This is a genomic window from Massilimicrobiota sp. SW1139, assembly GCF_012027715.1.
Lineage (GTDB): Bacteria > Bacillota_I > Bacilli_A > Erysipelotrichales > Coprobacillaceae > Allocoprobacillus > Allocoprobacillus merdigallinarum.
The window spans coordinates 1-23,170 of sequence record NZ_SJOR01000029.1; the positions used below are offsets into that span (position 1 = coordinate 1).

25 protein-coding genes and 6 tRNA genes are annotated in these 23,170 nt (G+C 30.5%); 5 read left to right on the top strand and 26 right to left on the bottom strand.

The features are described 5' to 3' along the window. Nucleotides 1-91: 91 nt before the first annotated feature. The 12 genes from E0K96_RS11295 to E0K96_RS11350 all read right to left on the bottom strand — a co-directional run bounded on the left by E0K96_RS11295 (nucleotide 92) and on the right by E0K96_RS11350 (nucleotide 4,891). On the bottom strand, nucleotides 92-457 hold the full coding sequence (locus E0K96_RS11295) for a hypothetical protein (protein ID WP_168083270.1): 366 nt from the start codon (nucleotides 455-457) through the stop codon (nucleotides 92-94). Nucleotides 458-830: 373 nt separating this feature from the next. After that, a tRNA-Gly gene (locus E0K96_RS11300) sits at nucleotides 831-904 on the bottom strand. Nucleotides 905-911: 7 nt separating this feature from the next. After that, a tRNA-Lys gene (locus E0K96_RS11305) sits at nucleotides 912-987 on the bottom strand. A 3-nt stretch (nucleotides 988-990) separates the two neighbouring features. Then, a tRNA-Gln gene (locus E0K96_RS11310) sits at nucleotides 991-1,066 on the bottom strand. Between the two features lie 7 nt (nucleotides 1,067-1,073). Further along, nucleotides 1,074-1,157: transfer RNA gene (locus tag E0K96_RS11315), tRNA-Tyr, on the bottom strand. A 5-nt stretch (nucleotides 1,158-1,162) separates the two neighbouring features. Next, nucleotides 1,163-1,238, bottom strand: a tRNA-Thr gene (locus E0K96_RS11320). A 5-nt stretch (nucleotides 1,239-1,243) separates the two neighbouring features. After that, nucleotides 1,244-1,319 (bottom strand) — tRNA-Val (locus tag E0K96_RS11325). A 171-nt stretch (nucleotides 1,320-1,490) separates the two neighbouring features. Further along, the gene (locus tag E0K96_RS11330) at nucleotides 1,491-2,579 is read right to left on the bottom strand and encodes a PucR family transcriptional regulator (RefSeq protein WP_240924508.1); all 1,089 of its coding nucleotides are present in this window, start codon (nucleotides 2,577-2,579) and stop codon (nucleotides 1,491-1,493) included. Nucleotides 2,580-2,861: 282 nt separating this feature from the next. Beyond that, nucleotides 2,862-3,593, bottom strand: coding sequence for a DUF3784 domain-containing protein (locus E0K96_RS11335; RefSeq protein WP_168083272.1), 732 nt, complete (start codon nucleotides 3,591-3,593; stop codon nucleotides 2,862-2,864). 11 nt (nucleotides 3,594-3,604) lie between these two features. Next, on the bottom strand, nucleotides 3,605-3,787 hold the full coding sequence (locus E0K96_RS11340; RefSeq protein WP_168083274.1) for a hypothetical protein: 183 nt from the start codon (nucleotides 3,785-3,787) through the stop codon (nucleotides 3,605-3,607). A gap of 122 nt (nucleotides 3,788-3,909) precedes the next feature. Beyond that, nucleotides 3,910-4,551, bottom strand: a complete 642-nt coding sequence (locus tag E0K96_RS11345; protein ID WP_168083276.1) for a DUF3887 domain-containing protein — start codon at nucleotides 4,549-4,551, stop codon at nucleotides 3,910-3,912. Beyond that, nucleotides 4,544-4,891, bottom strand: a complete 348-nt coding sequence (locus tag E0K96_RS11350) for a PadR family transcriptional regulator (protein WP_129738808.1) — start codon at nucleotides 4,889-4,891, stop codon at nucleotides 4,544-4,546. The genes E0K96_RS11345 and E0K96_RS11350 overlap by 8 nt, the downstream gene beginning before the upstream one ends. Nucleotides 4,892-5,012: 121 nt before the next feature. Here E0K96_RS11350 and E0K96_RS11355 point away from each other — a divergent pair, with 121 nt between their 5' ends. Beyond that, the gene (locus E0K96_RS11355; protein WP_168083278.1) at nucleotides 5,013-5,651 is read left to right on the top strand and encodes a DUF2371 domain-containing protein; all 639 of its coding nucleotides are present in this window, start codon (nucleotides 5,013-5,015) and stop codon (nucleotides 5,649-5,651) included. 28 nt (nucleotides 5,652-5,679) lie between these two features. Here E0K96_RS11355 and E0K96_RS11360 read toward each other — a convergent pair whose 3' ends face one another. The 11 genes from E0K96_RS11360 to E0K96_RS12365 all read right to left on the bottom strand — a co-directional run bounded on the left by E0K96_RS11360 (nucleotide 5,680) and on the right by E0K96_RS12365 (nucleotide 15,436). After that, nucleotides 5,680-6,762, bottom strand: a complete 1,083-nt coding sequence (locus E0K96_RS11360; RefSeq protein WP_206080731.1) for a metallophosphoesterase — start codon at nucleotides 6,760-6,762, stop codon at nucleotides 5,680-5,682. A gap of 50 nt (nucleotides 6,763-6,812) precedes the next feature. Beyond that, nucleotides 6,813-8,261, bottom strand: a complete 1,449-nt coding sequence (locus E0K96_RS11365) for a methyltransferase domain-containing protein (protein ID WP_168083282.1) — start codon at nucleotides 8,259-8,261, stop codon at nucleotides 6,813-6,815. A 43-nt stretch (nucleotides 8,262-8,304) separates the two neighbouring features. Further along, nucleotides 8,305-9,165, bottom strand: coding sequence for a hypothetical protein (locus tag E0K96_RS11370; protein ID WP_240924510.1), 861 nt, complete (start codon nucleotides 9,163-9,165; stop codon nucleotides 8,305-8,307). A gap of 14 nt (nucleotides 9,166-9,179) precedes the next feature. Then, a complete protein-coding gene (locus E0K96_RS11375; protein WP_168083284.1) occupies nucleotides 9,180-9,833 on the bottom strand; it encodes a sporulation protein YunB in 654 nt (217 codons plus the stop codon). Nucleotides 9,834-9,884: 51 nt separating this feature from the next. Continuing rightward, nucleotides 9,885-10,421, bottom strand: coding sequence for a 5-formyltetrahydrofolate cyclo-ligase (locus E0K96_RS11380; RefSeq protein WP_168083286.1), 537 nt, complete (start codon nucleotides 10,419-10,421; stop codon nucleotides 9,885-9,887). Beyond that, nucleotides 10,414-11,820, bottom strand: coding sequence for a Fe-S cluster assembly protein SufB (sufB, locus tag E0K96_RS11385; protein ID WP_168083288.1), 1,407 nt, complete (start codon nucleotides 11,818-11,820; stop codon nucleotides 10,414-10,416). Before sufB ends, E0K96_RS11380 begins: the two co-directional genes overlap by 8 nt. Nucleotides 11,821-11,823: 3 nt before the next feature. Then, complete coding sequence (sufU, locus tag E0K96_RS11390) at nucleotides 11,824-12,261, bottom strand: Fe-S cluster assembly sulfur transfer protein SufU (RefSeq protein WP_087245621.1); 438 nt, start codon at nucleotides 12,259-12,261, stop codon at nucleotides 11,824-11,826. Continuing rightward, a complete protein-coding gene (locus tag E0K96_RS11395) occupies nucleotides 12,245-13,474 on the bottom strand; it encodes an aminotransferase class V-fold PLP-dependent enzyme (RefSeq protein WP_168083290.1) in 1,230 nt (409 codons plus the stop codon). The genes sufU and E0K96_RS11395 overlap by 17 nt, the downstream gene beginning before the upstream one ends. A 1-nt stretch (nucleotide 13,475) precedes the next feature. Then, the gene (locus E0K96_RS11400; protein ID WP_087297059.1) at nucleotides 13,476-14,402 is read right to left on the bottom strand and encodes a SufB/SufD family protein; all 927 of its coding nucleotides are present in this window, start codon (nucleotides 14,400-14,402) and stop codon (nucleotides 13,476-13,478) included. A 4-nt stretch (nucleotides 14,403-14,406) separates the two neighbouring features. Next, nucleotides 14,407-15,210: a Fe-S cluster assembly ATPase SufC gene (gene sufC / locus E0K96_RS11405; RefSeq protein WP_087297058.1), complete on the bottom strand. Its 804-nt coding sequence runs from the start codon at nucleotides 15,208-15,210 to the stop codon at nucleotides 14,407-14,409. 142 nt (nucleotides 15,211-15,352) lie between these two features. Then, nucleotides 15,353-15,436 carry a YjcZ family sporulation protein gene (locus E0K96_RS12365; protein WP_087245613.1) on the bottom strand — a complete coding sequence of 28 codons (84 nt, stop codon included), beginning with the start codon at nucleotides 15,434-15,436 and terminating at the stop codon, nucleotides 15,353-15,355. Between the two features lie 218 nt (nucleotides 15,437-15,654). On the opposite strand from E0K96_RS12365, the gene E0K96_RS11415 reads away from it, so the two are divergent. The 4 genes from E0K96_RS11415 (at nucleotide 15,655) to E0K96_RS11430 (ending at nucleotide 19,055) form a co-directional block, all read left to right on the top strand. Beyond that, nucleotides 15,655-16,632, top strand: a complete 978-nt coding sequence (locus tag E0K96_RS11415) for a peptidylprolyl isomerase (RefSeq protein ID WP_168083292.1) — start codon at nucleotides 15,655-15,657, stop codon at nucleotides 16,630-16,632. Continuing rightward, nucleotides 16,632-17,489 (top strand): peptidylprolyl isomerase, encoded by an 858-nt coding sequence (locus tag E0K96_RS11420; RefSeq protein ID WP_087297056.1) that lies wholly within the window; start codon nucleotides 16,632-16,634, stop codon nucleotides 17,487-17,489. Before E0K96_RS11415 ends, E0K96_RS11420 begins: the two co-directional genes overlap by 1 nt. 53 nt (nucleotides 17,490-17,542) lie before the next feature. Next, on the top strand, nucleotides 17,543-17,947 hold the full coding sequence (locus E0K96_RS11425; RefSeq protein ID WP_168083294.1) for an HIT family protein: 405 nt from the start codon (nucleotides 17,543-17,545) through the stop codon (nucleotides 17,945-17,947). 73 nt (nucleotides 17,948-18,020) lie between these two features. Continuing rightward, entirely contained in the window at nucleotides 18,021-19,055 is a 1,035-nt protein-coding gene (locus E0K96_RS11430; protein WP_168083296.1) for a glycosyltransferase family 4 protein, read from the top strand. 20 nt (nucleotides 19,056-19,075) lie between these two features. Here E0K96_RS11430 and E0K96_RS11435 read toward each other — a convergent pair whose 3' ends face one another. Genes E0K96_RS11435 through E0K96_RS11445 form a run of 3 tightly spaced genes read right to left on the bottom strand, consistent with a single transcriptional unit; the run spans nucleotide 19,076 to nucleotide 23,031 of the window. Next, entirely contained in the window at nucleotides 19,076-20,023 is a 948-nt protein-coding gene (locus E0K96_RS11435) for a 3'-5' exoribonuclease YhaM family protein (RefSeq protein WP_087245603.1), read from the bottom strand. Further along, nucleotides 20,016-22,001, bottom strand: coding sequence for a glycosyltransferase (locus E0K96_RS11440; protein ID WP_168083298.1), 1,986 nt, complete (start codon nucleotides 21,999-22,001; stop codon nucleotides 20,016-20,018). The genes E0K96_RS11435 and E0K96_RS11440 overlap by 8 nt, the downstream gene beginning before the upstream one ends. 4 nt (nucleotides 22,002-22,005) lie before the next feature. Further along, nucleotides 22,006-23,031: a lysylphosphatidylglycerol synthase transmembrane domain-containing protein gene (locus E0K96_RS11445; RefSeq protein WP_240924512.1), complete on the bottom strand. Its 1,026-nt coding sequence runs from the start codon at nucleotides 23,029-23,031 to the stop codon at nucleotides 22,006-22,008. Nucleotides 23,032-23,170 lie beyond the last annotated feature (139 nt).

Sequence of the window (23,170 nt, forward strand, 5' to 3'; positions counted from 1 at the left end):
GTGAGCAATCACTTCTTTTTTATTCCTATCATTTCACAATAAAAAATGTTCTCTTTGAAAAGAGAACAAAAATTAATAAATAGATCACACCTTAGTTATTATTTTGATATATGACAGTATACTCATCAGGTTCATCTAAATGATATTGCCTTATCTCTTTAATATGCTTGTCTGAGTTGTCAATTGTGTATTGATATCCAGAATATTCTCCTGATAACAACGAAAAATACGCTTTAATACTATAAACACCATTATCTATTTCTTCTAGCTCAGCCTTCTTAAAATAACCTACCGAAGTTCCTGAACTCATCTCTATGACAATATTTTCATTGGAAACTTCGACGTTATTTTGATTTACCGCAACCATATAAGTCGTTTTCTGATCTATAAAAACAAGAACCACCATAAAAACCAATAGACAAACTATAAAACATATTATCTTTTTTGATTTTAACATTGACCATCCCACCTTTCTTTTCAATTATCATTTTACTTCCAATTCTATTGGTTTACATCTTAATAACTTTTCTAATATCATTTTATCAAAATATAACAATCATCTCCAGAATTACATAAAATAAAACTTCATTTTGCATAAAAACATAACAATAATCAAACAATTCAAATCATTAAGGATACCTTAACATTTATTAATATGACTTTTATACAAATGAAATAATCTTTTAGAAAACTATAAATTTAATAGATTAACTTGTTTTTCAATTAAGTCTTTTACATCTATACTTTTTATAAATAAAAAAGATACCAAACAGAATTTTATAATTTTGCTTGATATCTTCATATTTCATCAAAGTTTGTATTCATTCAATTGGAGCGGGTGATGGGAATCGAACCCACGTAGTCAGCTTGGAAGGCTGAAGTTCTACCATTGAACTACACCCGCAAAAGAATGGTGACCCGCAGGCGACTCGAACGCCTGACCCTCTGATTAAAAGTCAGATGCTCTACCTACTGAGCTAGCGGGTCAAATGGCTGGGATAGCTGGATTCGAACCAGCGCAATGACAGAGTCAAAGTCTGTTGCCTTACCGCTTGGCTATATCCCAACAGAAATGGTGGGGAGGGGCGGATTCGAACCACCGAACCGAAAGGAACTGAGTTACAGTCAGCCGCGTTTAGCCACTTCGCTACCTCCCCGTATATGGTGCCGGCTAAAGGACTTGAACCCTCAACCTACTGATTACAAGTCAGTTGCTCTACCAATTGAGCTAAGCCGGCATAAATGGTGGAGGTTAACGGGCTCGAACCGCTGACCCTCTGCTTGTAAGGCAGATGCTCTCCCAACTGAGCTAAACCTCCAATTTCTAGTGCCCTCTTATAATAGCATACGACTATAAGCACGTCAAGAAAAAAATGAAAATAAAAAAGAAACCGAAATCATGTCTCATTTTTTCTATTTTCTTCTATTTCATCATTTTTGCAATATAAAAGGCTATCATATAAGGAAATTTTTCTTCAAAAGTTGCAAGTTCACAATTTAAAAGTGTTTTTTTTTTCAATACGATAATGAACAGTATTACGATGCGTATATGTTGATCTCGCAATTTTTTGTGGACTTCCATCATATTTCAAATAATAATATAACGTTTTTTCTAATTCACTATTATGTTTTTGATCATATTGAATCAATGCATCTAATAAATGATGATACATATCAGATAATATTTTTTGATCCTGTATAGAAAATAAAATCTGATAAATACCCATATCATCAAAACAAATAATATTTTTTTGAAACATTCTGGCAAATGTTACTGCTGATAAAGCGCGTTGATAACTTAAATTTAATTCTCTAATATCTTTTAATTGTGTACCCATTCCAATATGCAAAGCAGATACTCTCATTCTATTTTTAGCACGATGGTACATGGACTCCACTAGTTGATAAAAGACCTTTTGAGATAAATTATTCACAATCAGCACATAATATCCATCATACCAAAAAAAGCTATAGGGACACTCTATTTTTTCAAAATAAAGCTGTAATTGTAAAGATAATCTTCTTCTTTCAATTTCACTATACTGACTGGCGTCCTCAATATCTATCAACAAAACCTGAAAATCTCCATCCACATCAAAACTACGCATCAGTTCATTCCTATTTTCTTCAATAGTGCGTGGATCACTAAAAATATTTTGAAAATACTGTGTAACCAAATAATCTTCTTTTTGCGAAAACAAACAACGCATACAAAAATCTTTAATCAGGTCAACCATATGAATATGCCATGGTGAAATTAACAGTGGAAAATCATTGTTTTCACAATAATCAAGAACATCCTGAGGAACATCAAAAATATACTTTCCAGTATTAATAATAAGCCCGACACTATGATACTTAACCAAATATTCTACAAGGTTTAAAAGTGCTCCTTCTTTTTGAAATCCCAAACCACTTGTCACAATCAATTCTTTTCCCCATAATTGTTGAATTGTCGTTGTATCTTCAATAAGGTGAACCCAGCTCATAGCATTGGCACACCCTTTTTGCCCACATAATAGTGTAAGCTGATATAATTCTTTGGTTTCATTCAATGCATCTTCTATTGTAAATCCCATTATCTCACCTACTTTCTTTTATTATACTCTTCTTTTGTGCAATATGCACAAAAATCAATCATCATATTTAGATTCCCAGACCCTTTTCTTTTACATAAAAAATCATATAATGAAAGTGTAAAAATGATCTATTATCAAAGGAGGGTCTTTTCATGAATGTTTCTTATAATTATTTCTTATTAGCTCACAATTATGAAATTTGTCCTTCTTGGATAAAATGTGAGCATTACTTCAACTGTGCTAGTTTCTCAAAATTATTCCCTTTTTCAAAATTTCATCTATTTAACTAGCCAAAAAAGCAACGTGAGATAACGTTGCTTTTTTATATGAACTTAGTTGATTATAAATATTTTGAGTCTGTTTTTCATTTTCTCCACTCACAACAAAAATTTCATTTTCTGTATAAATAATAACATAGTGTGAGCTATGCGTGTATGCATAAAGACGATAATGACCAAATTCATCATTATAATATCTGCCCGCTTCAACAACTGCATTATTGATACCATTTTTCTTACGACCAATATCAAAATCATTACAATATTCTACTTTTAAAATATCATCATAATCAATTTTTGATGATGATACAAAAGTTCCTGATAGTTGAACACAGTCATCATTATATTCTATATCAATATCCCCTATAAACATAACACCCATAATAAAGGCTCCCAAAATAACAGTAATCAATACCCCTATTCCTATAGACATTTTCATTTTCTTTTGATTACGCTCTACACTGGCATACTCACTGCCAATAAAAATAATCGCCATTCCAACAATAAAAGTTCCTATCATTATATATAGTCCTATATCTTTTAGCATAAACAAAGAAAACAAGCCACAAGTTATAACAAGAAAACCTAATCCTACAATACGACATAATTTCTTTTCATTATACTTTGCTTTTTCTTTTTCACTAGCAGTGTTATAACCAGCAATCAAAAACGATCCTTTTCCCATTAATAATAAGATGGATATTATTAAAAATATGATAGATATCACAAGTCCCATTCTATCGCCTCCTAAAAGATACCATGATTATACTTCAATTGAGCATAAAGCATGATTCCAACACCCGCTATTATGCCAATAACTATGAATATTTCACCCAACATAAATAAACGTAATAAACGAGCTAAAAGATTCATCAAACAACCCAAACCACACATCAACATACCTACTCCCATTGTCTTTGAATATGACATCAGATTCTCTTGTTTTATTTTTCTTTTATGATAACTATGAACCAACGAAACATTACCTTTAAAGTGTGCATATGCAAAAACAAAGCATGTGATTGATATTAACAGATAACTTATATTCTCCATCATTTCATATATAACCCCATTAATTCATAATTTTCATTAAAAGTTATTGTGTATGTTACACTACGCTGTTCATATAATGCAACAACTTCTCCCACAACACAAATATCATTGTTTTGTTTAACTTCTGTATATCTCTGACTTGTTATACGTTGATAATCTCCCAAATCTCCTAACGATAAAATTGATTCCTTGAGAAGACTTTCTGACATGGATTCTTTCATTTTTTCATCACAATTTTCAAGTATGGCTTGTATGTCAAGATGTGATACATCTAAAATTGTTTCTTCCATATGCTGTTCAACTGTTTTTTGATCAAATAATCCAGATGTTCCTAATGTCTGATACTCTGGAATAAGAGAACGTACCAATAAATAGACACCTAAAATCAATATAGCGACAACAACCATAATAATGCCAATTATTTTTTTATAAGAACGACGTGTTTTCACACCCATGTTTTCATTAAATTCATGAGCCAATTCTTTTGGTGTCCCCATTCTTTGAATGACTTCTTCAAATGATTCACCATTTTTTAATGCCATTTCAATGTCATTTTCTAAATCCAATTTAATTTTTTTCTTTTGTTGTTGAGAACAATTTAATAGTCTGATAACTTTTTTTATATATTTTTCTTTATTCATATTCATTCTCCTCTAATATCTCATTAACAACCATTGAAAAATTCTTCCATAATTGTTTCAATGCTTTGAGCTGTTCTTTCCCTTTATCTGTCAAGCAATAATATTTACGTGATAATTCTTTATTTTGTGGTGGCGTCCATTGACTTTCAACCAATTCATCATCCTCTAAACGATATAAAATAGGATAGAGTGTTCCTTCTTTCATTTCAAACATACCATGACTTTTTTCTTTCATGCACATAATCATCTGATAGCCATACATCCTTTCTTGTGAAAGAAGCTGTAAAACCAAAATTTCTAAAATTCCTTTTTTTAATTGTCTTTCATATCTTTCATTCATTCAATCAGCTCTTTTCTATTTAGTATTACTAAATATATTTTAATACATAATTAACTATCATACAATATAAAGTTAATATAAAAGTCATAGAAAATGTTCATACTATACACAGGTGATAAAAATGGTAAAAAAATTTACATTTGATGATGAAGATGATGATTTCGTATATGATAATGATTTAAAAGAGCAAAACAATGATTATCATGATGATCTTAATAGTAATCTTCATAATGATTTTGATGAACATCTTCATGACACTTCTCATGAAGATCCAAAAGAAACTGAATATATCAACTCTCATTCAACACAAAATAAAACAACGTCTAAAAAACAAAAACCACGAACCAAAGTTAAGAAAAAAACAAAAAAGAAAACTAAACATCATACAAAAGTGATTAAAGAAAAAAAGAAACATTCGTTTCTTTCAAAATTCTTTTTATTCCTATTTATTATCGTTATTATTGCAGCCTTATGTCTTGCTGGTTATGTTGGCTATCAATATTATATGAAACAACAAAATGAAATTGAACAATTACAACAACAGATTCAAGAACAATCTTCACAAGATCAACAACCTTCACAAGACCAACAATCTCAACAAGATATTCAAAATCAAGATCAGGAAGAGAATTCTCAAGAAGACAATCAGGTTCCAGAAGATACCACACCATCTCAAGATCCTGTACAAGAAGAAACTGATGACACCACTCAAGATATACCTCATGAAGATCATTCATCAACACAAAATACAGCACCATAAAAACCAGTTATCCAAGGATAGCTGGTTTTTATGATTGACTTTGAATATTTATAATCAGATACTCTGATTGAGAGCCTGTACGCAACGGATATCCCCATCCTGCAATACCTGAAGATACAACAACTTGCATATGTGATAATTGACGATAGCCATAATTCATTTCACCAAATCCAAGCCATTCACTCAAGATGCCAACAGGAAACATTTGTCCACCATGTGTATGACCTGAAACTTGTAAATCAATTTGTAAATGATTGTTTGTATCTAGTTCCACAGGCTGATGATCCATCAACAACAAAAAATCATCCGAGGAAACATTCTGTAATAAGTCTGAAGTTGAAGCACGCTGATGACTACGATCATCTCGTCCAATCAATGTGATTTCATCATGAATACGGATACTATTGTCACATAAAATATGGATATTATTTTGTTCAATGGTCTGTTTTAATATTTCAGGCGTAAAAGAAGGTTGACTTGCATATAATGCCTGATCATGATTTCCATAAACATAATAAATACCGTATTGATTTTGAATGGTTGATAAAGCCTGGAAAGTTTGCTGCATTTGCTGCAAAGTTGTTCGTTCATCAACAATATCTCCACCTAATAAGACAAAATCAGGATTCTCTTTTGAAATGTCATTACAATATTGTATTAATTCATTTTTATTCATAGTATTAGGAAAATGCAAATCACTTATAAAAGCAACCTTATAATTTTGTGAAAGCTGTTTTTGTGTTTCAATCGTATATTGAACAACATGCACATCTTTCATATTTATATATCCATATCCTAATAATATGCATACACATAACAGTGGAATGAGTCCTAAACGATAAATAGAATCAAGTATATGATTATTTTTCTTTTTATGTATCAACCACATAATCATATCAGTTAATAATGAAAAAGCAAATAAATGCAAAACAATAACTGCCCAAAAGCTAAAAAAGTTACGTGCTGGATAAACAAAAAGAACAGCTATCAAGAAACAAATGATAGATATGAAAATATTCTTTTGTGGATAAAAAAAGGAAATAATTCTTTGAAAATAAAAAGCAAAATAAATAACAACAGGAATCAAAAGCAATGAAAGTAAAGCAAACATGAACGACACACCTCCAAACTAGAAAAACGGAAAATAACCTACATTGTAGGTTATTTTAACTGCATAATAAAGAAATAAAACATATTTTTTCCTCGAGGAATTTCATAATGTTCGACAAGCGTTAAATATCCCTCTTGAAGTCTTAAATTCTTTCTAACCAAAGAAATTTCACTTGTATAAAGAAAAACATATCCTTTAGGTTTAACTAAACGATGAATACGCTCAAAGAAGCGATCATAAAGTTCCTGCAGTTGCTGATAATCATTCATTTGTGGTAATGTTGGCATATCTGTAATGATCTCGTCAAACATTTCATTATTCACAAAACGTAATGCATCCTTATGCACAAAATAGATATTCTGTCCAGCAGCTTTGCTGTTCTTTCTGGCAGCTTCAATACCTTTACCAAAAACATCAATTCCCATCGCAAACTTTGCAGGAACGACATAATTTCTTTCTATCAATAATGTCCCACATCCAACAAATGGATCTAAAACTTTTCCATGGTTTTTCATATATGGTTTTGCAAGTTGAACAAGTGTAGCAGCAATATAAGGCTGCATAGAATTAGAAATGATTTCTCGACGATATTCAAAACGAGAACTTTTCAAATGTGTCAAACGCAAATAAGCATTAACCTTATCTTTTTTCATTTCTTTTAAAACAATTTCAATATCATAACCATCTGTTGTATTCAACAAGCGTTGTGGATATAGTTCAAATATAGCTTGTGAAACTTTTTTAATAAGAGTTGGATGTTTTTCTCTTGTTTCATCAGCCACTCTAAAATAAAAAATAGACTGATCATCATAAAGTTTATCTAAAATATCTTCCAAATGACATCGTTGAAAACCAGCCATAATGCTTTCTAAATCAATATTTAATCCAGTAGCACCAGACAAAGGAATCAACATATCACGATATGTTCTAATATTCAATAAATCATATAATGAATCACTACGAACCAATACACCTTGTGTAACAGGTTTGTATTTTAAATGCAACACAGATTCAAATAAGACAAACTGATAGTATGGCAATGATGTTAATACCACATCAACAGGTTCATGTTTTAATTTAATAATTTTACGTTTATGTACCTGATTTTTTAAAATCAGGGGATTTAATATCTTTAATTGGGCTTGAATATGTTTTGTCATTTCAGAAGCATGAATGAGCTTATTTTGAATCTCTTTGAGTCTGTTCATATAGCTACGACAATTATGACAAGATATACCTGCTAAATAAGCTTCTTTGACATATTCTGTTTTTTCTTTATCGTAAGCATCTAATAATATATCAACCGTATCATCATACTTTCCTAATAATATGGCGCTATTTTTTCGAATCTTAGGATCTTCATGAGATAAGAATTCAATTAATGTCTGTTTGAATTGCTGATCTTTTTGAAGCAAAGAATCACATTGTTCTAATGATTTCAAACGAATCAATGACTCTCTTATATGTTCATTCTTTTTTATACTATTTATCAAATCCATACATACAACCCTCTCAATTATCTGTGCAATATTATACCATATTTTAACGATTTATCCAACTTATTTTGGGTAGAGTCACATAAAAAGATAAAATATGAAAAATTTGATAGTACATTTCTCGCTCCTGTTTCATCTGTTGATAAAAAAATGATGTCATTTTTTCATCAAGGTTTCCACAAAGCAGACAGTGAAAAAAGTGAGATGGATATAACATTCTGGCATAAAAATAAATAATTTCATAAACATCAAAATAATGCGATTCTAACAGTTGCTGGAGCTGTGAAAACGTCAACATCTGACTTTTCATTAAACAGGCAAGATGTCGCATACGGGTTGAAAAAATATATGAACATGGATTGATCAGTTCATAAATATATTGAAAACCTGGTTGTGATAATGATAAAGATACTGGCAAAGTCGCCTGATTATCAATCTGTAATAAATAATTAAGAATATTAATACTATTCTCAGCTAATCCACAATAATAATAGATCAACGATAAAATATCCTGGTCATGTTTAAAACTATAAGCATAATCTTTTGCCTTTTCTCTAGCCTGGTCTATTTTACAGATCCATTGTTCTTTAATTTGTTGAACCTTCATTTTAGGAAATGGATAAACCATCATCGTTTGTTGAATATATCGTTCTATTGATAATGGTTCTTTATGATAAAGCAACAACACATAGTTTTGAGTCAAAAGTTCCTGATAAATATTTTTAACTATATCATAACCTTGTATACCACACTGATGCATTAAATAGCGATAATAATGATATCGATTTAAAAATTCATGAGGATCTGGAATATAGGATAAATAATAAAGTTGTTTCTCTATATAAAAGTAGCCCGTTGAATGAAGATGACAATCCATATGATAATACATCTTTAAAAAATCTTGCATAAACATTCTTCTTTCTATGATGAATAAACCAAAGGAACTTGTCCTTGAAAAATCTCTAATAAAATGGGAATAGAAATAACTTGTGTATGATATTGTTCAAAGAACGGATAAACCATCGCAATATTCATTCTAATTTCAATGGATAATTCTATCATGACATGATTCACACCATAATTTTCAATGTTTTTAACTATTGAACTTCCTACACTGGAAAGATGTTTATAATTGACAGGTATGCTAGGCAGTAAGAAAAAAGATGGTAAATGAAATAATGTATTCAATGATATAGAAGCTATAATTCCAGTCCGACTTACTTCTTCCACCCTTTTTTGATATGCACTTTCATCCTTTGCCTGATAACTTCCATCCTCAATTTGAGCATATGTTTTTTCAATATCTAAAACGATTTGTGATGCTAACTGATTAACTTTAATCATATCAAAATCTATCAATTCAATTTCATTATTTTCATTTCTTTCAATAATAACCAAATCATCATATTGTTTTTGATCAGTCATATAACAATGCGAAATAATAAGCTGATTGAAACGTTCAATTTCCATCTTTCCATAATCTTTTAATAAAGGAATAAGCTGAATATAAATGATTCCTAAAGTCACTGTTAAAAAGATACATATACAAGTGGCAATGATTATCCATTTTTTCATCATATTTCACCAAAATATTATATGTTTCTAAAAACAAAAAATGTCATATGACTATGACACTTCATGAATAATTTCATTTAATGGCTGATCAAATTCATCATAATCAATATGATCAACATATTGAAAAGAATAAGCCAAACCTATCTTATAACCTTGAAAATCTTTTTGAAAATAACGATCATAATAACCTTTTCCATATCCAACACGATAGTTATCTTGATCGTAAGCAAGTAATGGAACAAGCATGCAATCAATCTCCTGTGGGCATATTTTAACACAATTGACTGGTTCTAAGACATGAAAACATCCTTCCTGTAAATCATTGAAAGAATGGATTTCATAAAATTCCATTTCGTTTCCAATAACTTTAGGAACACAAATTCGTTTTTCAGTCAAAAGTTTTTCAATTATGTTAAAGGTATCAACTTCACCTGGTAAAGATACATAACAACCTATGATTTTCGCTTCATGAATGCGAGGATGGGATAATACTTTTGACAAGATATTTTGATTATATAAAGAAAACGTCTTTGGCGATAAAGCCTGACGTTTTTCTTTCATGATAGAACGCAACTTTTGTTTATCCAATGCTGTTTTCTCCCATATCTAATTTAATGAGCTGATTTAACTCTACAGCATATTCCATTGGTAATTCTCTAGAGAATGGTTCAATAAATCCCATGACAATCATTTCTGTAGCCTGTTCTTTTGTCAACCCACGACTCATTAAATAGAAAAGCTGATCTTCTGAAACTTTTGATACTGTTGCTTCATGTTCAATAATGGATTCGTTATTCATCATCATATTTGTTGGAACAGTATCACTCGTTGATTTGTCATCTAAAATTAAAGTATCACATTCAACCTTACTTTTAGCATTTGTCGCATTCTTTTGATGTCTCACTAATCCACGATAATTAACTTTTCCACCATTGCGTGAAATTGATTTAGAAATAATCTGACTTGATGTATTTGGAGCCAAATGAATCATTTTAGCACCTGAATCTAAAATCTGATGACTATCAGCCACAGCAATTGTAATACATGTTCCTTTAGCCCCTTCACCAGCGAGTATACAAGTTGGATATTTCATAGTCACAGCTGAACCAATATTTCCATCAACCCATTCCATTGATCCATTTTTAGCGACTTTAGCTCGTTGTGTGACTAAATTATAAATATTTTTAGACCAGTTTTGAATCGTTGTATAACGACATTTTGCTCCTTCTAAAACAACAATCTCAACAACTCCTGCGTGTAAGGAATCTTTAGAATAAGATGGTGCTGTACATCCTTCTACATAATGGATATCTGAACCTTTATCTACTATAATCAAAGTTCTTTCAAACTGAGCCATTCTTTCACTATTAATTCTAAAATATGACTGTAAAGGCTTATCAAGTTTAACTCCTGGTGGAACATATATAAATGAACCTCCAGACCATACAGCTCCATTCAAAGCAGAAAACTTGTTATCATTATAAGGAATGACAGTATCAAAATATTTCTTAAAGATTTCAGGATATTCTCTTAATCCACTATCAATATCTAAGAAAATAACACCTTTTTCTTTGACTTCTTCTAACATATTATGATAAACAACTTCTGATTCATATTGTGCTGAAGCCCCAGCTAGAAACTTTTGTTCAGCTTCTGGAATTCCTAATTTATCAAATGTATTTTTGATTGTTTCTGGAACCTCATCCCACTTATCTGATAGATGATCACTTGGTCGATTATAATATGTATATTCATCAAAATTCATCTGACTCAAGTCAACACCCCATGTTGGCATTGGTTTTTCCAAGAAACATTTTAAAGATTTTAAACGATATTCTAACATCCACTCTGGTTCATTTTTTATAGCAGAAATTTCTCTGACAATATCTTCATTTAAACCTTTAGGTGTTTTAAAAACAGAAACATCTTCATCTTTAAAATCATAATCAGTATTCGTTGTAGGAATATCAATATCTATTGTTGCCATGATTTATTCCTCACTTTCTTTCATTAATGCAATAAGACCACTCCATCCAAGTGTAGCACATTTAATACGATTCGCCTGTTTATGTGTATTTTGAAAAGCAATAGCCTCTTCCAAAATATCAGGATCATAATCCTTTTCATAAATCATATTCATATAATTATCAATAATTTTTTGTGCTTCATCTTTGGTTTTTCCTTTAACCAATTCACTCATAATAGAAGTCGAAGACGTACAGATGGCACATGCTTCTCCATCATAACGAACATCTTCAATCTTATCACCATCAAACTTCACCTGAATATCTAAATTATCAATACAGGTTTCTGAATTCATATTAATTTTATGGTAAGAATCATCATCAACAAGACCACGATTACGTGGGTGTTCATAATGATCCATAATAATTTCTCTCAATAATTGAGGATCATTTAAAGAATGCATCTAAAAAGTCATCTCCTTTTTTACATACTTCAATAAAAGCATCTATCTCTTCTTTGGTATTATAAAAATAAAATGAAGCGCGTAAAGTTGTTGAAACTTTTAAAAATTCATCTAAGATTTTAGCACAATGCTGTCCAGCCCTTATAGCAATTCCATAACTGTTAAATAAACTGGCTGCATCTTGTGAAAAGACACCCTTAATGTTAAAAGCTATAGCACCCTGTGAATCTGGATTATAAATATCAACATTATCTAATTGTTGCATTTTTTCAATGCAATATTTTCTCAGTTCCAATTCATAACGATGAATATTATCCATGCCGATATTCATCAAATATTGAATAGCTGCGCCTAAACCGATAGCCCCTTCAATATGAGGTGTTCCAGCTTCAAAACGATATGGAGGATTTTTTAATGTCACAACGCCACAACTATTATAACGTGAATTTGATCCTCCACCTAATCGTGTTGGTTGCATATTTTTTAAAAGCTCATATTTACCATATAGCACCCCAATACCTGTAGGCCCACACATTTTATGTCCTGAAAATGCTAAAAAATCAATATCCGTTTTTTGTACATCTGTCACCTGATGGGGAACACTTTGAGCTCCATCCACGACCACAATAATACCGCGTTCATGGGCGAAATCACATATTTCCTGCATCGGTGCCTGATATCCCAATACATTTGTGACTTGAGCTACTGCAATGACTTTCGTTTTATCAGTCACAGCCTTTTTCACATTTTCTAAAGTTAATCGCCCTGTTTCATCCAAATCAATATAATGCACAACGGCCCCCGTTATACGAGCTACATCAAACCACGGTAAAGTATTAGAAGCATGTTCCGCAACTGTGATTAAAATTTCATCTTCTTGTTGAAGATGAGTCAATCCATAACCATATGCAACCATATTCAATGAATCTGTGGAACCTGAAGTAAAAACAATTTCTTCTTTTCTTTTTGCATTGATAAATTGTTGAACAATTTCTCGACTTTTTTCATAGTGCTCATCTACCTCGTGAGATAGATCATAATCACCACGATGGGCGTTACCAGAATAATTTGTTAAATAATCGCAGACACTATCAATGACAATCTGTGGTTTTAATGTTGTTGCGCCATTGTCTAGATAAATCAATGGATGTCCTTGCATCGTTTTTCCATTTAGCATAGGAAAATCTTTTCTTAGCTGATATACATCAAACATCTCAGGCACCTACCTTTGATAAAGACTGTTCAAAATGCTTTTTAATCATGTCATTATCAATAACCTCTACAACAGGCATTAAATAACCATAAGTAATCAATTGCATGGCCTGTTTTTTTGTTAAACCTCTGCTTTGTAAGTAATAAAGATGTTCTTCATCCATTTTTCCTACTGCTGCTGCATGAGAAGCCTGAACATCATAATCATCAATATACAAATAAGGATTTGCACATGCATAGCAAGATTCATCAAACATCATAATTTTATTTGTCTGATGTGCAGAAGACCCATGTTGTCCTTTGGTAATCGTTCCAATACCATCAATAACCAATCGTCCTTTATCTTTCACAACACCATAATTATCCATCTGACCATAAGTCATAGGTTGATTATGTTGAATTAAAATTTCATAATGTTTATTTTCCTGATTCTTAGAAAGAATTGCCGTTCTGACTTTTGCATTGGCTTCTGGTCCATCTAAATAAAAATGATATCGACCTTCAAATGCATCATCTGACAGTTCTGAATAACCATACTGACAGTTAGCATATGCCTGTAAATAAACATCTTCCAGACTCTTGGCAGACTCTGATAAATTTTCACTGAAAGCATGAACAGTAGCTCCTTCATCCAGTTTCATTGTTTTATGTAACGTACAATTTGATGAAAGAACTCTGATTTCAATCAGATTCACCTGACAATAAGCCTGAAAATGGATATCAATATGTAAATCTTCATCTCCTGCATAAATCATATAAAAAGTGAGTGGCTTTTTATTTTGAAACATTAAAACACCATCTTGAAACAATACATCTTGAGGCAAGCGGGTTTCAATAGATGATTGTGATGAAAGAATCATATAGTAAGATAGCTGATCTTGCTGAAGATCAATAATGGGCTTAATCTTTGATAATAATTGTGCTTGCATTCTTTTATTGTCCTTTTTTACCACAAGCTTCTAATATAATAGGTTGTCTTTCGTTTTGTTCGATATCATAACCTAATTCTTTTACCCATTCATATCCTTCTTGATCAATCTTTTCAACCAATTCATATCCACCACTCATAACGATTTGTCCTTGAACAAGAACGTGAACATGTGTTGGTTTTACCAATTCAAACATTCTTTCATAATGAGAAACCATAATACATCCAAACTCATCACTACGCATTGAATTGATAGCTCCAGCAACGACTCTTAAAGCATCAACATCTAAACCAGAATCTATTTCATCTAACAATGCAAAACGTGGCTGTAAAAGCTTCATTTGCAAAATTTCATTACGTTTCTTTTCTCCACCTGAAAATCCTTCATTTAAATAACGATGAGCTAAGTTTTCATCCATTCCTAATTCTTCAATGTTTTTATCTAACGTTCTAATAAATTTAAATAAAGATATTGGTTCATCTCTTTTAGCATTTATAGCTGCTCTTAAAAAATCAGAATTTGTTATACCAGGGATTTCCTGAGGATACTGCATTCCTAAAAACAATCCAGCTCTAGCACGTTCATCAACACTCATAGCTAAAACATCCTGTCCATCAAGTGTGATTTTTCCTTGTGTTACCGTATATTTAGGATGCCCCATAATAGTAGAAAGTAAAGTTGACTTTCCATTTCCATTTGGCCCCATAATCGCATGAACTTCACCAGTGTTTATTTCTAGATTTAATCCTTTCAGGATTTCTTTTTCTCCTACTTCAACATGTAAATTTTCTATTTTTAAAGTCGACATAAAATCGCCCCTTTCGAAGATATATTTTACGTAAAATGCCTGTTCAGTCAAGCAATACGATAATTAAATTTATTATATCCCATTTTTGAAAAAAACTTTCTAAAAAAAGACAGCAGATTGATTTTGCTGTCTTATCACTGCGTTAGCAGATTCCACAAATAATAACCAATAAAATAAATAAAACTAAAATGAGTGTAAAAGACCCTTGATGTGCTAACATATCCATTCCCCCTTTATATTGATTAAAAATAAGATGATTAATAAAATAAATAAAGCTATCATAATCTCACTATGAAAACAATTCGAATTTTCTACCATCATGATTCCTCCTATACACACTATATATTATGGTAAAATCATCGTAAATTTTGTGTTCTTGCCTACAAAAGTTGAAAAAATCTAAAGATTGTGTATAATAATATTGTTTATACTAAGGAGGTTCTTATGAAACAAAAAAAGCTTATAAGTTTGGCACTTGCAAGCATTCTATTACTCAGTGGTTGTAGTTCAAAAACAGTCCAGAAAGATGGTAAAGATGTTGTTGCTTCAATTGATGATGTCAGTCTTCTAGCTGATGATTTATATCAGGATTTAGCTTCATCTACTCAAGGTAAGCAAGCTTTATTTTCGTATGTATTAGACCAGCTTATTCGTAATAATTTTCCAGCCAACGATGACATGAAAGAAAATGCTGATGAAATTGTTGAAAACATTGAAACAAACTATCAAAATCAATATGGAGATAGCGCTGAAGAAGAATTACAAAGCGCTTTAGAAGCATCAGGTGTAGAAGATTTAGATGAATATAGAGATTCTTTGATTCAATCTTTACAATATGCAGAATTCTTGAAAGATTATATTAATGATCATTTTGATGAAGTCTTTGAAGATTATTATCAACAAGCTTCTCCTCGTATGGTTCATATCATTAAAGTATCTATGAGCGATCCAGAAAATCCAACTAATGAAGAAAATGATAAATTAAAGGAAGTTCAGTCTTTATTAAAAACAAATAAAAGTTTTGAAGATATCGCCTATGATTATTCTGATGATGAAAATACAAAAAGCGCAAAAGGAAGTCTTGGTATTATTGATGCAAATACGGATTTATCAAGTACCTATGGTGAAAAAGTGCAGACTGCTGCCAGAACACTAAAAGAAGGAGAAGTCAGTGAAGCTATTCAGGGATCAGATGGAGTTTATTTTGTAAAATGTACAAATACAGATCAAGAATCAATTAAAAAAGAATTAAAAACTGTTGATGTTGATTCACCATTATTAACTTATGATGATTATATGGTTTATCTTGCTTTTAACACTTATGAAATCAATTACCATGATGATACAATTAAACAGACTATTCAAGATATCGTTGATGAGAATTTAGATATTCGCAATGATTTAAGAAAGGAGAACTCATAATGAAAAAACTGATCATGTTGTTATTATGCGGTAGTTTATTGTATGGTTGTTCTTCTTCAAGTTATAGTGTTCAAGTTTCTGATGCTCAAGATTCACTTATGAGTGGAAGTCAGTTAGATATTACAAAACAAGATTATTTTGAATATTTATTAGATAATTATGGTGCTCAAGAAATTGTCACAACTATTCTTGATAATATTGCTGATAAAGAAATTACTGATCAAGAAGAAATTGATAAACTCGTGCAACAAAGAGAAGACGAATATGCAGAATATGCTGATGGAGATTTAGAAAAATATGCTCAGAATCTTGGTTATGAATCAAAAGAAGATTATTTAAATGAATCTTTGATTCCTGAAGTTAAACAAGAATTATTACGTCAAAAATATATTGAAGAACATTTAGATGATTTAATTGCAGAATATCAGGTTTGCAGCATGAAAAAAATTGTTGTAGAAAAAGAATCTGAAGCGCTAGAAATCATTGAAAAATCAACTGATGAAAAAGCTTTTGATCAATTATTAGAAGATTATGGCAGTGATGGTGAAGATGCAGGCGTTGTCACAAAAAATTCTTCTTTAGACGATAATTTAAAAGATAAATTATCTGATCTTAATAAAGTAGAAAAAGATGGTGTTTACAGTCAAGCTATTAAATTAAGTGATGATAATTATGCTGTTGTCTACCTATATGATACTGCTCATAAAAATACGGATGGCATCGTTTCAGCACTTGCTAGTGATGGAGAGGTCCAAGAAAAAGCTGAAGGAGCTTATTTAAAGAAATATCATTTTGAAGTTCACGATGATTTATTAAAAACAGAAATTAAAGAGATTTCTGATAATTATTTGGAATAAGGCTTTTCCTTATTCCTTTTTTATTGTAAAATGAAATATAGGAGGTATGAAAAATGGATAACTGTATTTTTTGTAAGATTGCCAATCATGAAATTCCTGGTAAAATTATCTATGAAGATGATATTTGTATGGCTTTCCTTGATTTAAGCCAAACAACTGATGGACATACACTTGTTATTCCTAAAAATCATTATGCTCACATTTTAGAAGTTGACAACCAAACTTTAGCACATATGATGGAAGTTGTTCAAAAGGTCGCATTACAGCTTCAAAATCAGCTTCATGCAAAAGGTTTTAATATAATAACAAATATGAATGAAGTTGCAGGTCAAACTGTACATCATTTTCATATTCATATTATTCCACGTTACAATCGCGATGATGGTTTTCAAGCTCACTATCAAGATCGCAGCCAAGATGTGAATTTAGATGATATTTATCAAAAAATAACAAAATAAGAGAAACAAGAGTTTGATAACTCTTGTTTTGTGTTTTTATATTGAGTAGAAAATTATCAAAAAGGAGAAGATTATGCATAAAATAAGAATTAATATGTTATCGAATGCTGATAAAGTTCGTGGTCAAGGTGTGGGGAGTGCTTATCTTGAACAAGTTGCTTTAGTTAAAAACGAGTTAAGTGATTATTTTGATGTTGTGATTAATGATTCCAAACCTGCTGATATTATCCATTGTCATACAATTTTACCTCAGTATCTCATGAAAATGAAAAGAAACAAAGGTATTAATGTTGCTTATGTTCATTTCTTACCAGATACATTAGATGGAAGTATCCAATTACCTCATTCAGCTTTAACAGTATTCAAAAAATACATTACTCATTTTTATAATACTGCTGATTATCTGATTGTTGTTAATCCTATCTTTATAAAGGATTTGGTACGTTTTGGAATTGATGAACATAAAATTAAATATATTCCTAATTTTGTATCTAAAGAAACTTTCTATAAACAGGAAAAAGAACATATTCAACAAACGAGATCTCAATATCATATTGATGAAAATGCTTTTGTTGTATTAGGAGTTGGACAAGTCCAAACACGAAAAGGTGTCAAAGATTTTATTGAAGTTGCTAAAAAATTACCTGATATAACTTTCGTTTGGGCCGGTGGATTTTCTTTTGGAAAAATTACTGATGGTTATGAAGAACTCAAGGAAATATATGAAAACCCACCTCATAATGTTCATTTTATCGGTATCGTTCCTCGTGAATCAATGAATGACATCTATAATATGGCTGATATACTATTTATGCCCTCATATAACGAACTTTTTCCAATGTCTATCCTAGAAGCCATTAATAGTCAAAAACCGCTTCTATTAAGAGATTTGAAGCTTTATCAAGATATTTTATTTCAAAAATATCTTGTTGCTGATGACAACCAAGGATTTATCAAAAATATTTTAAAACTGAAAAATGATCCTCAGTTCTATTCTCAATATCAAAACTATTCATATGAAATCAGCCAATATTATTCTAAAGAACATGTTAAAGAAATGTGGAAAGAATTTTATCTCGATATTGCTAAAAAAAGAATTTATAAGTGATTAAACTTATAAATTCTTTTTTATTCATACATTTTTGGTTTATAAATCGTTCTATTCTCTAATGAAAAAATACGTTTTGAAGTTTCTCCAGATTCCAATGTATCTAAAGCTTTATTAAACATATTCATTCTGGCATCCATATTATCAATCATATGCAACATTTCTGCTTCTCTAATTTGTGGAAGTACTGGTGAACCATATTCATTTTTCCCATGATGAGATAAGATCATATGTTGTAATAATGTGACTTCTTCACCTTCAATATGAAGCTCCTGCGCCGCAGCATAAACCATGGATTGCGCAATAGAGATATGTCCTAACATCTGCCCTTCAAAGGTATAGCTTGGAACAACTGGTCCACTTAATTCAACTGTTTTTCCAATGTCATGAAGCAAAATACCAGAATATAACAAATCAGCATTTAATTCAGGATAAACATTCATTAATGCATCCGCTACTCTTAACATAGACAATGTATGAAAAGCTAAACCAGATACAAATTCATGATGATTTTTACTGGCAGCAGGATAAACTTTAAGTTTTTCAAAATTATTTTCAAAAAGATGTTTCGTTAAAACATATAATTTTGTATTAGAAATACGCTGAATATATTGTTTTAATTCTTTCATCATCATTTCACTATCCATTGGTGCCTTAACCAAAAACTGAATTTGTTGTGAACGTTGATATGAAACATCATCAATAGATATAAGTTTCATTTGACGATCATCACTATATTTAATAATATCACCTTTTGCTCTTACAACAGCACCTGTTTTTAAAGATTCAATATGTTCTTGACTGGCATTCCATAACTTAGCATCAATTGTTCCAGTATCATCTTGAAAAACAATACTCAAGTAATTACTTTTATGAGCACCATTTGTTTTTCCTAAAGTGACATGTGAAATCATTGCTGTAAATTCCACATTATCGTCACCACATTTCATATCTTTAATTTTAATCATTTGTGTCCTCCCATAATTGTTGAATAATTTCCATAACATCATCATATTCATAGCCTTTTTGAACTAAAAAAGTAATAATTTTACTTTTAAGAATATGAGATTGATATCTATTTTTATAACGATTATATACACGATAATATTCTTTTGTCAGTAAATTCATAGTATGTTCTTTAGGTATTGAAAAATCAAAATTTTCAATGGCTCTTTCTACGACATCTTGTGAAAAACCTTTATTAAACAATTTATTTCTAATATTTTGTATTAATGCGTATTGTGGTCTTGTAGTATTTTCATTATAAAGTTTTTGTACTAACTCCACAGCTTTATCATATTCCAAATCTTGGGAATATTCTTCCAAATACTCATCAATGATAAATGGTGAAACACCTTCTTTTTTGAGATGATAAATAATTTTGTTCATTCCCATTCCCAATCGTTTTGCCTTTTGAAAATAGTTTCTAGTGTATTCAGCATCATCAATAAGATTTTTTTGCATCAATAAATCCATTGTCATCTCTACTTGAATATCATCAAAATCTCCTTTATCCATAAGTTTCTTTTGCATTTTCGCATAAGTATAATCTTTATATGTTAAATACTTTAATGCCAATTTATAAGCTTTAGAAACTTGTTCCTGATCTTTTAAAGCATCTAGTTCTTCTCTATCTACAACTTGTCCAACAGATAAGCCATAACGTTCAATAACCTGTCCAGATAGACTCAATAGAATTTGATGATGATCAAATTGAAATGCAACAGTGTATAGATGGTTATTTTCAGGAGTAATAGAAACAACTTTATAACAATAATGATGTTTTGCTAATGCCTGTTCATATGTACGTAGAATATGCTGATAAAAATTCTCACTACTATATTTTTGTGCATCGTTTCTCGCACAAGTAGAAAGTTGTGTTAAATCAGAATGATACATATGAATAATTTTCTCAACTAAATCTTGTTGGTCTTTAAAGAAATAACCATTATGACCATCGACAATAACACCATCCAGATTTTTGTCATATCTTGCTAAAACAGGTAACCCACTAGCCATAGCCTCAATAAAAGTCAGCCCCTGTGTTTCCGTTAGTGATGCCGAAACAAATAATTGTGCTGCATGATAAAACGAAGGGACATACTCACTCTCTTTTGGTCCTGTAAAGAATATATGACTTTCTAATCCTTTTTGATGAACCAAAGTTTTTAATTCTTCAAGTTGTGGCCCACCGCCAACAATCATAAGACATATCTTATCTTCTTTTTTCACAATATCAGACATTGCATCTATTAAAATTTCAATACTTTTCTCAGGAGCAATTCTACCTAAAAAAATAACAACAAACTTATCCTGTAAATGATATTCCTGCAAAATCTGATCCACTAAACCTTGATTTTTATTTTCTAATGCAAATGCCTCTAGTTCCAAACCAGTTGGAATCACATGAATAGAATTAGAAATACCATATTTTCTCAATGCATCAGCTGTCTTTTGTGAAGGTACAATAAGCTCAGAACAGCTATTTCCATATATCTTAGAAATTTTTTCAATAATTTTTTTAGCCGCCTGATCCACAGCTTTTAAATTCCCAGGCGTAATATAATGAGAATAATCAGCCCACATTGTATGATAAGTATAACAAACTGGAATGTTTAAAATTTCACCAGCTATCTTCCCAAAAATACCTATCCCAAATTCTGTCTGAATATGAATAATATCAGGCTGGAATTCTTTCAATTCTTTCATACCTTTAAAAGAATAGATATTGGATGCACGATAACCATATAATTTTTTTAAATCAATACCAGGCAAACGTAATACTCCATCATCCTCATCAATATAATCACTATTATGAGGTAATATTGTTGTCACAACTAAAACATGATGCCCATGTTTTTTTAATTCTTTTTTTAGAATATGTGTAGATGTCGCTACACCATTAATATCGGGTAAATAAGTATCACTAAATAAAGCTATATTCATAAAATTACTCCAATCTCGTTCGATTTATTTCTTTATCAAGAGAAAAAACTAATGCTCCTATAATAAGTCCCATATAATATGACATAAAGCGCCATAAGAACATAGAAGAAGACACACCTACTGGTCCTAAAAAACTAAATAGTAAAAGATAAACACCTTCACTACCACCACTTGATCCAGGAATAGGTAAAAATGCATTAATTAAATATATGCATGAACAAAGTCCAATAAAATCAAAAAAATCATAAAATGATACATCTAAATTTAATGCCTTTGCACTAAAAAAAGGCATACTGTAAATAATAGTTAACTTAATAACATTACAAATACAAGAACGTATTAAAACTGGTTTATTACGTTGTAAAAGTCCTAATTGATTACGAAAATCAGATAAATATGTTTTAACTTTAAAACATGTCGATTCATAATCTTTAATAATACGAATTTTAGTTAAAAATTTAAGAATAGTATGTGTTAGAAAATTCTGTAAAGTTTTAGATTTAGCACCACCAAACAAAGCCGCAATCACAACAAAATTAATTAAGAATCCTAGCACAACCAAACTAAATATAGCAGGACGTTCTATAAAATACTGATATTTAAATATTAACACAATACCCGTATAAATAACAAGTACACTCTGATAACAAATAAAACACATCAATAAAATACTTGCAGAATACGTAGGGGCAATCCCTTGTTTATTAAAAATATACACTTGAGCAAATTGTCCACCACTTGCAAATGGTGTTATTCCATTAAAAAAAGTTCCACTAATAGCATTTATAAAAGATTGTTTATAGGTATAATCCTTTTTATAAAATCTACCAAAATATAACAATGAAAAAGCATCGAAAATATAATATAAAAACATGACAATAGCCATTGCTATAATCCAAGAAATCTTAGCATGTGCAAAAGCATCAACAACTTGTTTCCATTGATTTCCTATAGATAGATAAATAACTGTTCCACCAATCAGAAGAATAACAGCAATATTTAAAAGATATTTTTTCTTTCCTTTCATCATAGGCACTCATAATAATTGTAAACAATTATTAAATCCTCCCTTCTTAATCAATCTAAAACAATATTATATCAAAGAATAAAGGATATCTTTCCTATAATCATTTTACTACAAAAGGAAAGATAAATAAATAAAAAAAGGG

Coding starts and splice junctions, on each gene's coding strand:
- E0K96_RS11295 (WP_168083270.1), bottom strand. CDS start 457: ATGTTAAAATCAAAAAAGATAATATGTTTTATAGTTTGTCTATTGGTT.
- E0K96_RS11330 (WP_240924508.1), bottom strand. CDS start 2,579: ATGGGATTTACAATAGAAGATGCATTGAATGAAACCAAAGAATTATAT.
- E0K96_RS11335 (WP_168083272.1), bottom strand. CDS start 3,593: ATGGGACTTGTGATATCTATCATATTTTTAATAATATCCATCTTATTA.
- E0K96_RS11340 (WP_168083274.1), bottom strand. CDS start 3,787: ATGTCATATTCAAAGACAATGGGAGTAGGTATGTTGATGTGTGGTTTG.
- E0K96_RS11345 (WP_168083276.1), bottom strand. CDS start 4,551: ATGAATAAAGAAAAATATATAAAAAAAGTTATCAGACTATTAAATTGT.
- E0K96_RS11350 (WP_129738808.1), bottom strand. CDS start 4,891: ATGAATGAAAGATATGAAAGACAATTAAAAAAAGGAATTTTAGAAATT.
- E0K96_RS11355 (WP_168083278.1), top strand. CDS start 5,013: ATGGTAAAAAAATTTACATTTGATGATGAAGATGATGATTTCGTATAT.
- E0K96_RS11360 (WP_206080731.1), bottom strand. CDS start 6,762: ATGTTTGCTTTACTTTCATTGCTTTTGATTCCTGTTGTTATTTATTTT.
- E0K96_RS11365 (WP_168083282.1), bottom strand. CDS start 8,261: ATGGATTTGATAAATAGTATAAAAAAGAATGAACATATAAGAGAGTCA.
- E0K96_RS11370 (WP_240924510.1), bottom strand. CDS start 9,165: ATGCAAGATTTTTTAAAGATGTATTATCATATGGATTGTCATCTTCAT.
- E0K96_RS11375 (WP_168083284.1), bottom strand. CDS start 9,833: ATGAAAAAATGGATAATCATTGCCACTTGTATATGTATCTTTTTAACA.
- sufB (WP_168083288.1), bottom strand. CDS start 11,820: ATGGCAACAATAGATATTGATATTCCTACAACGAATACTGATTATGAT.
- sufU (WP_087245621.1), bottom strand. CDS start 12,261: ATGCATTCTTTAAATGATCCTCAATTATTGAGAGAAATTATTATGGAT.
- E0K96_RS11395 (WP_168083290.1), bottom strand. CDS start 13,474: ATGTTTGATGTATATCAGCTAAGAAAAGATTTTCCTATGCTAAATGGA.
- E0K96_RS11400 (WP_087297059.1), bottom strand. CDS start 14,402: ATGCAAGCACAATTATTATCAAAGATTAAGCCCATTATTGATCTTCAG.
- sufC (WP_087297058.1), bottom strand. CDS start 15,210: ATGTCGACTTTAAAAATAGAAAATTTACATGTTGAAGTAGGAGAAAAA.
- E0K96_RS12365 (WP_087245613.1), bottom strand. CDS start 15,436: ATGGATATGTTAGCACATCAAGGGTCTTTTACACTCATTTTAGTTTTA.
- E0K96_RS11415 (WP_168083292.1), top strand. CDS start 15,655: ATGAAACAAAAAAAGCTTATAAGTTTGGCACTTGCAAGCATTCTATTA.
- E0K96_RS11420 (WP_087297056.1), top strand. CDS start 16,632: ATGAAAAAACTGATCATGTTGTTATTATGCGGTAGTTTATTGTATGGT.
- E0K96_RS11425 (WP_168083294.1), top strand. CDS start 17,543: ATGGATAACTGTATTTTTTGTAAGATTGCCAATCATGAAATTCCTGGT.
- E0K96_RS11430 (WP_168083296.1), top strand. CDS start 18,021: ATGCATAAAATAAGAATTAATATGTTATCGAATGCTGATAAAGTTCGT.
- E0K96_RS11435 (WP_087245603.1), bottom strand. CDS start 20,023: ATGATTAAAATTAAAGATATGAAATGTGGTGACGATAATGTGGAATTT.
- E0K96_RS11440 (WP_168083298.1), bottom strand. CDS start 22,001: ATGAATATAGCTTTATTTAGTGATACTTATTTACCCGATATTAATGGT.
- E0K96_RS11445 (WP_240924512.1), bottom strand. CDS start 23,031: ATGATGAAAGGAAAGAAAAAATATCTTTTAAATATTGCTGTTATTCTT.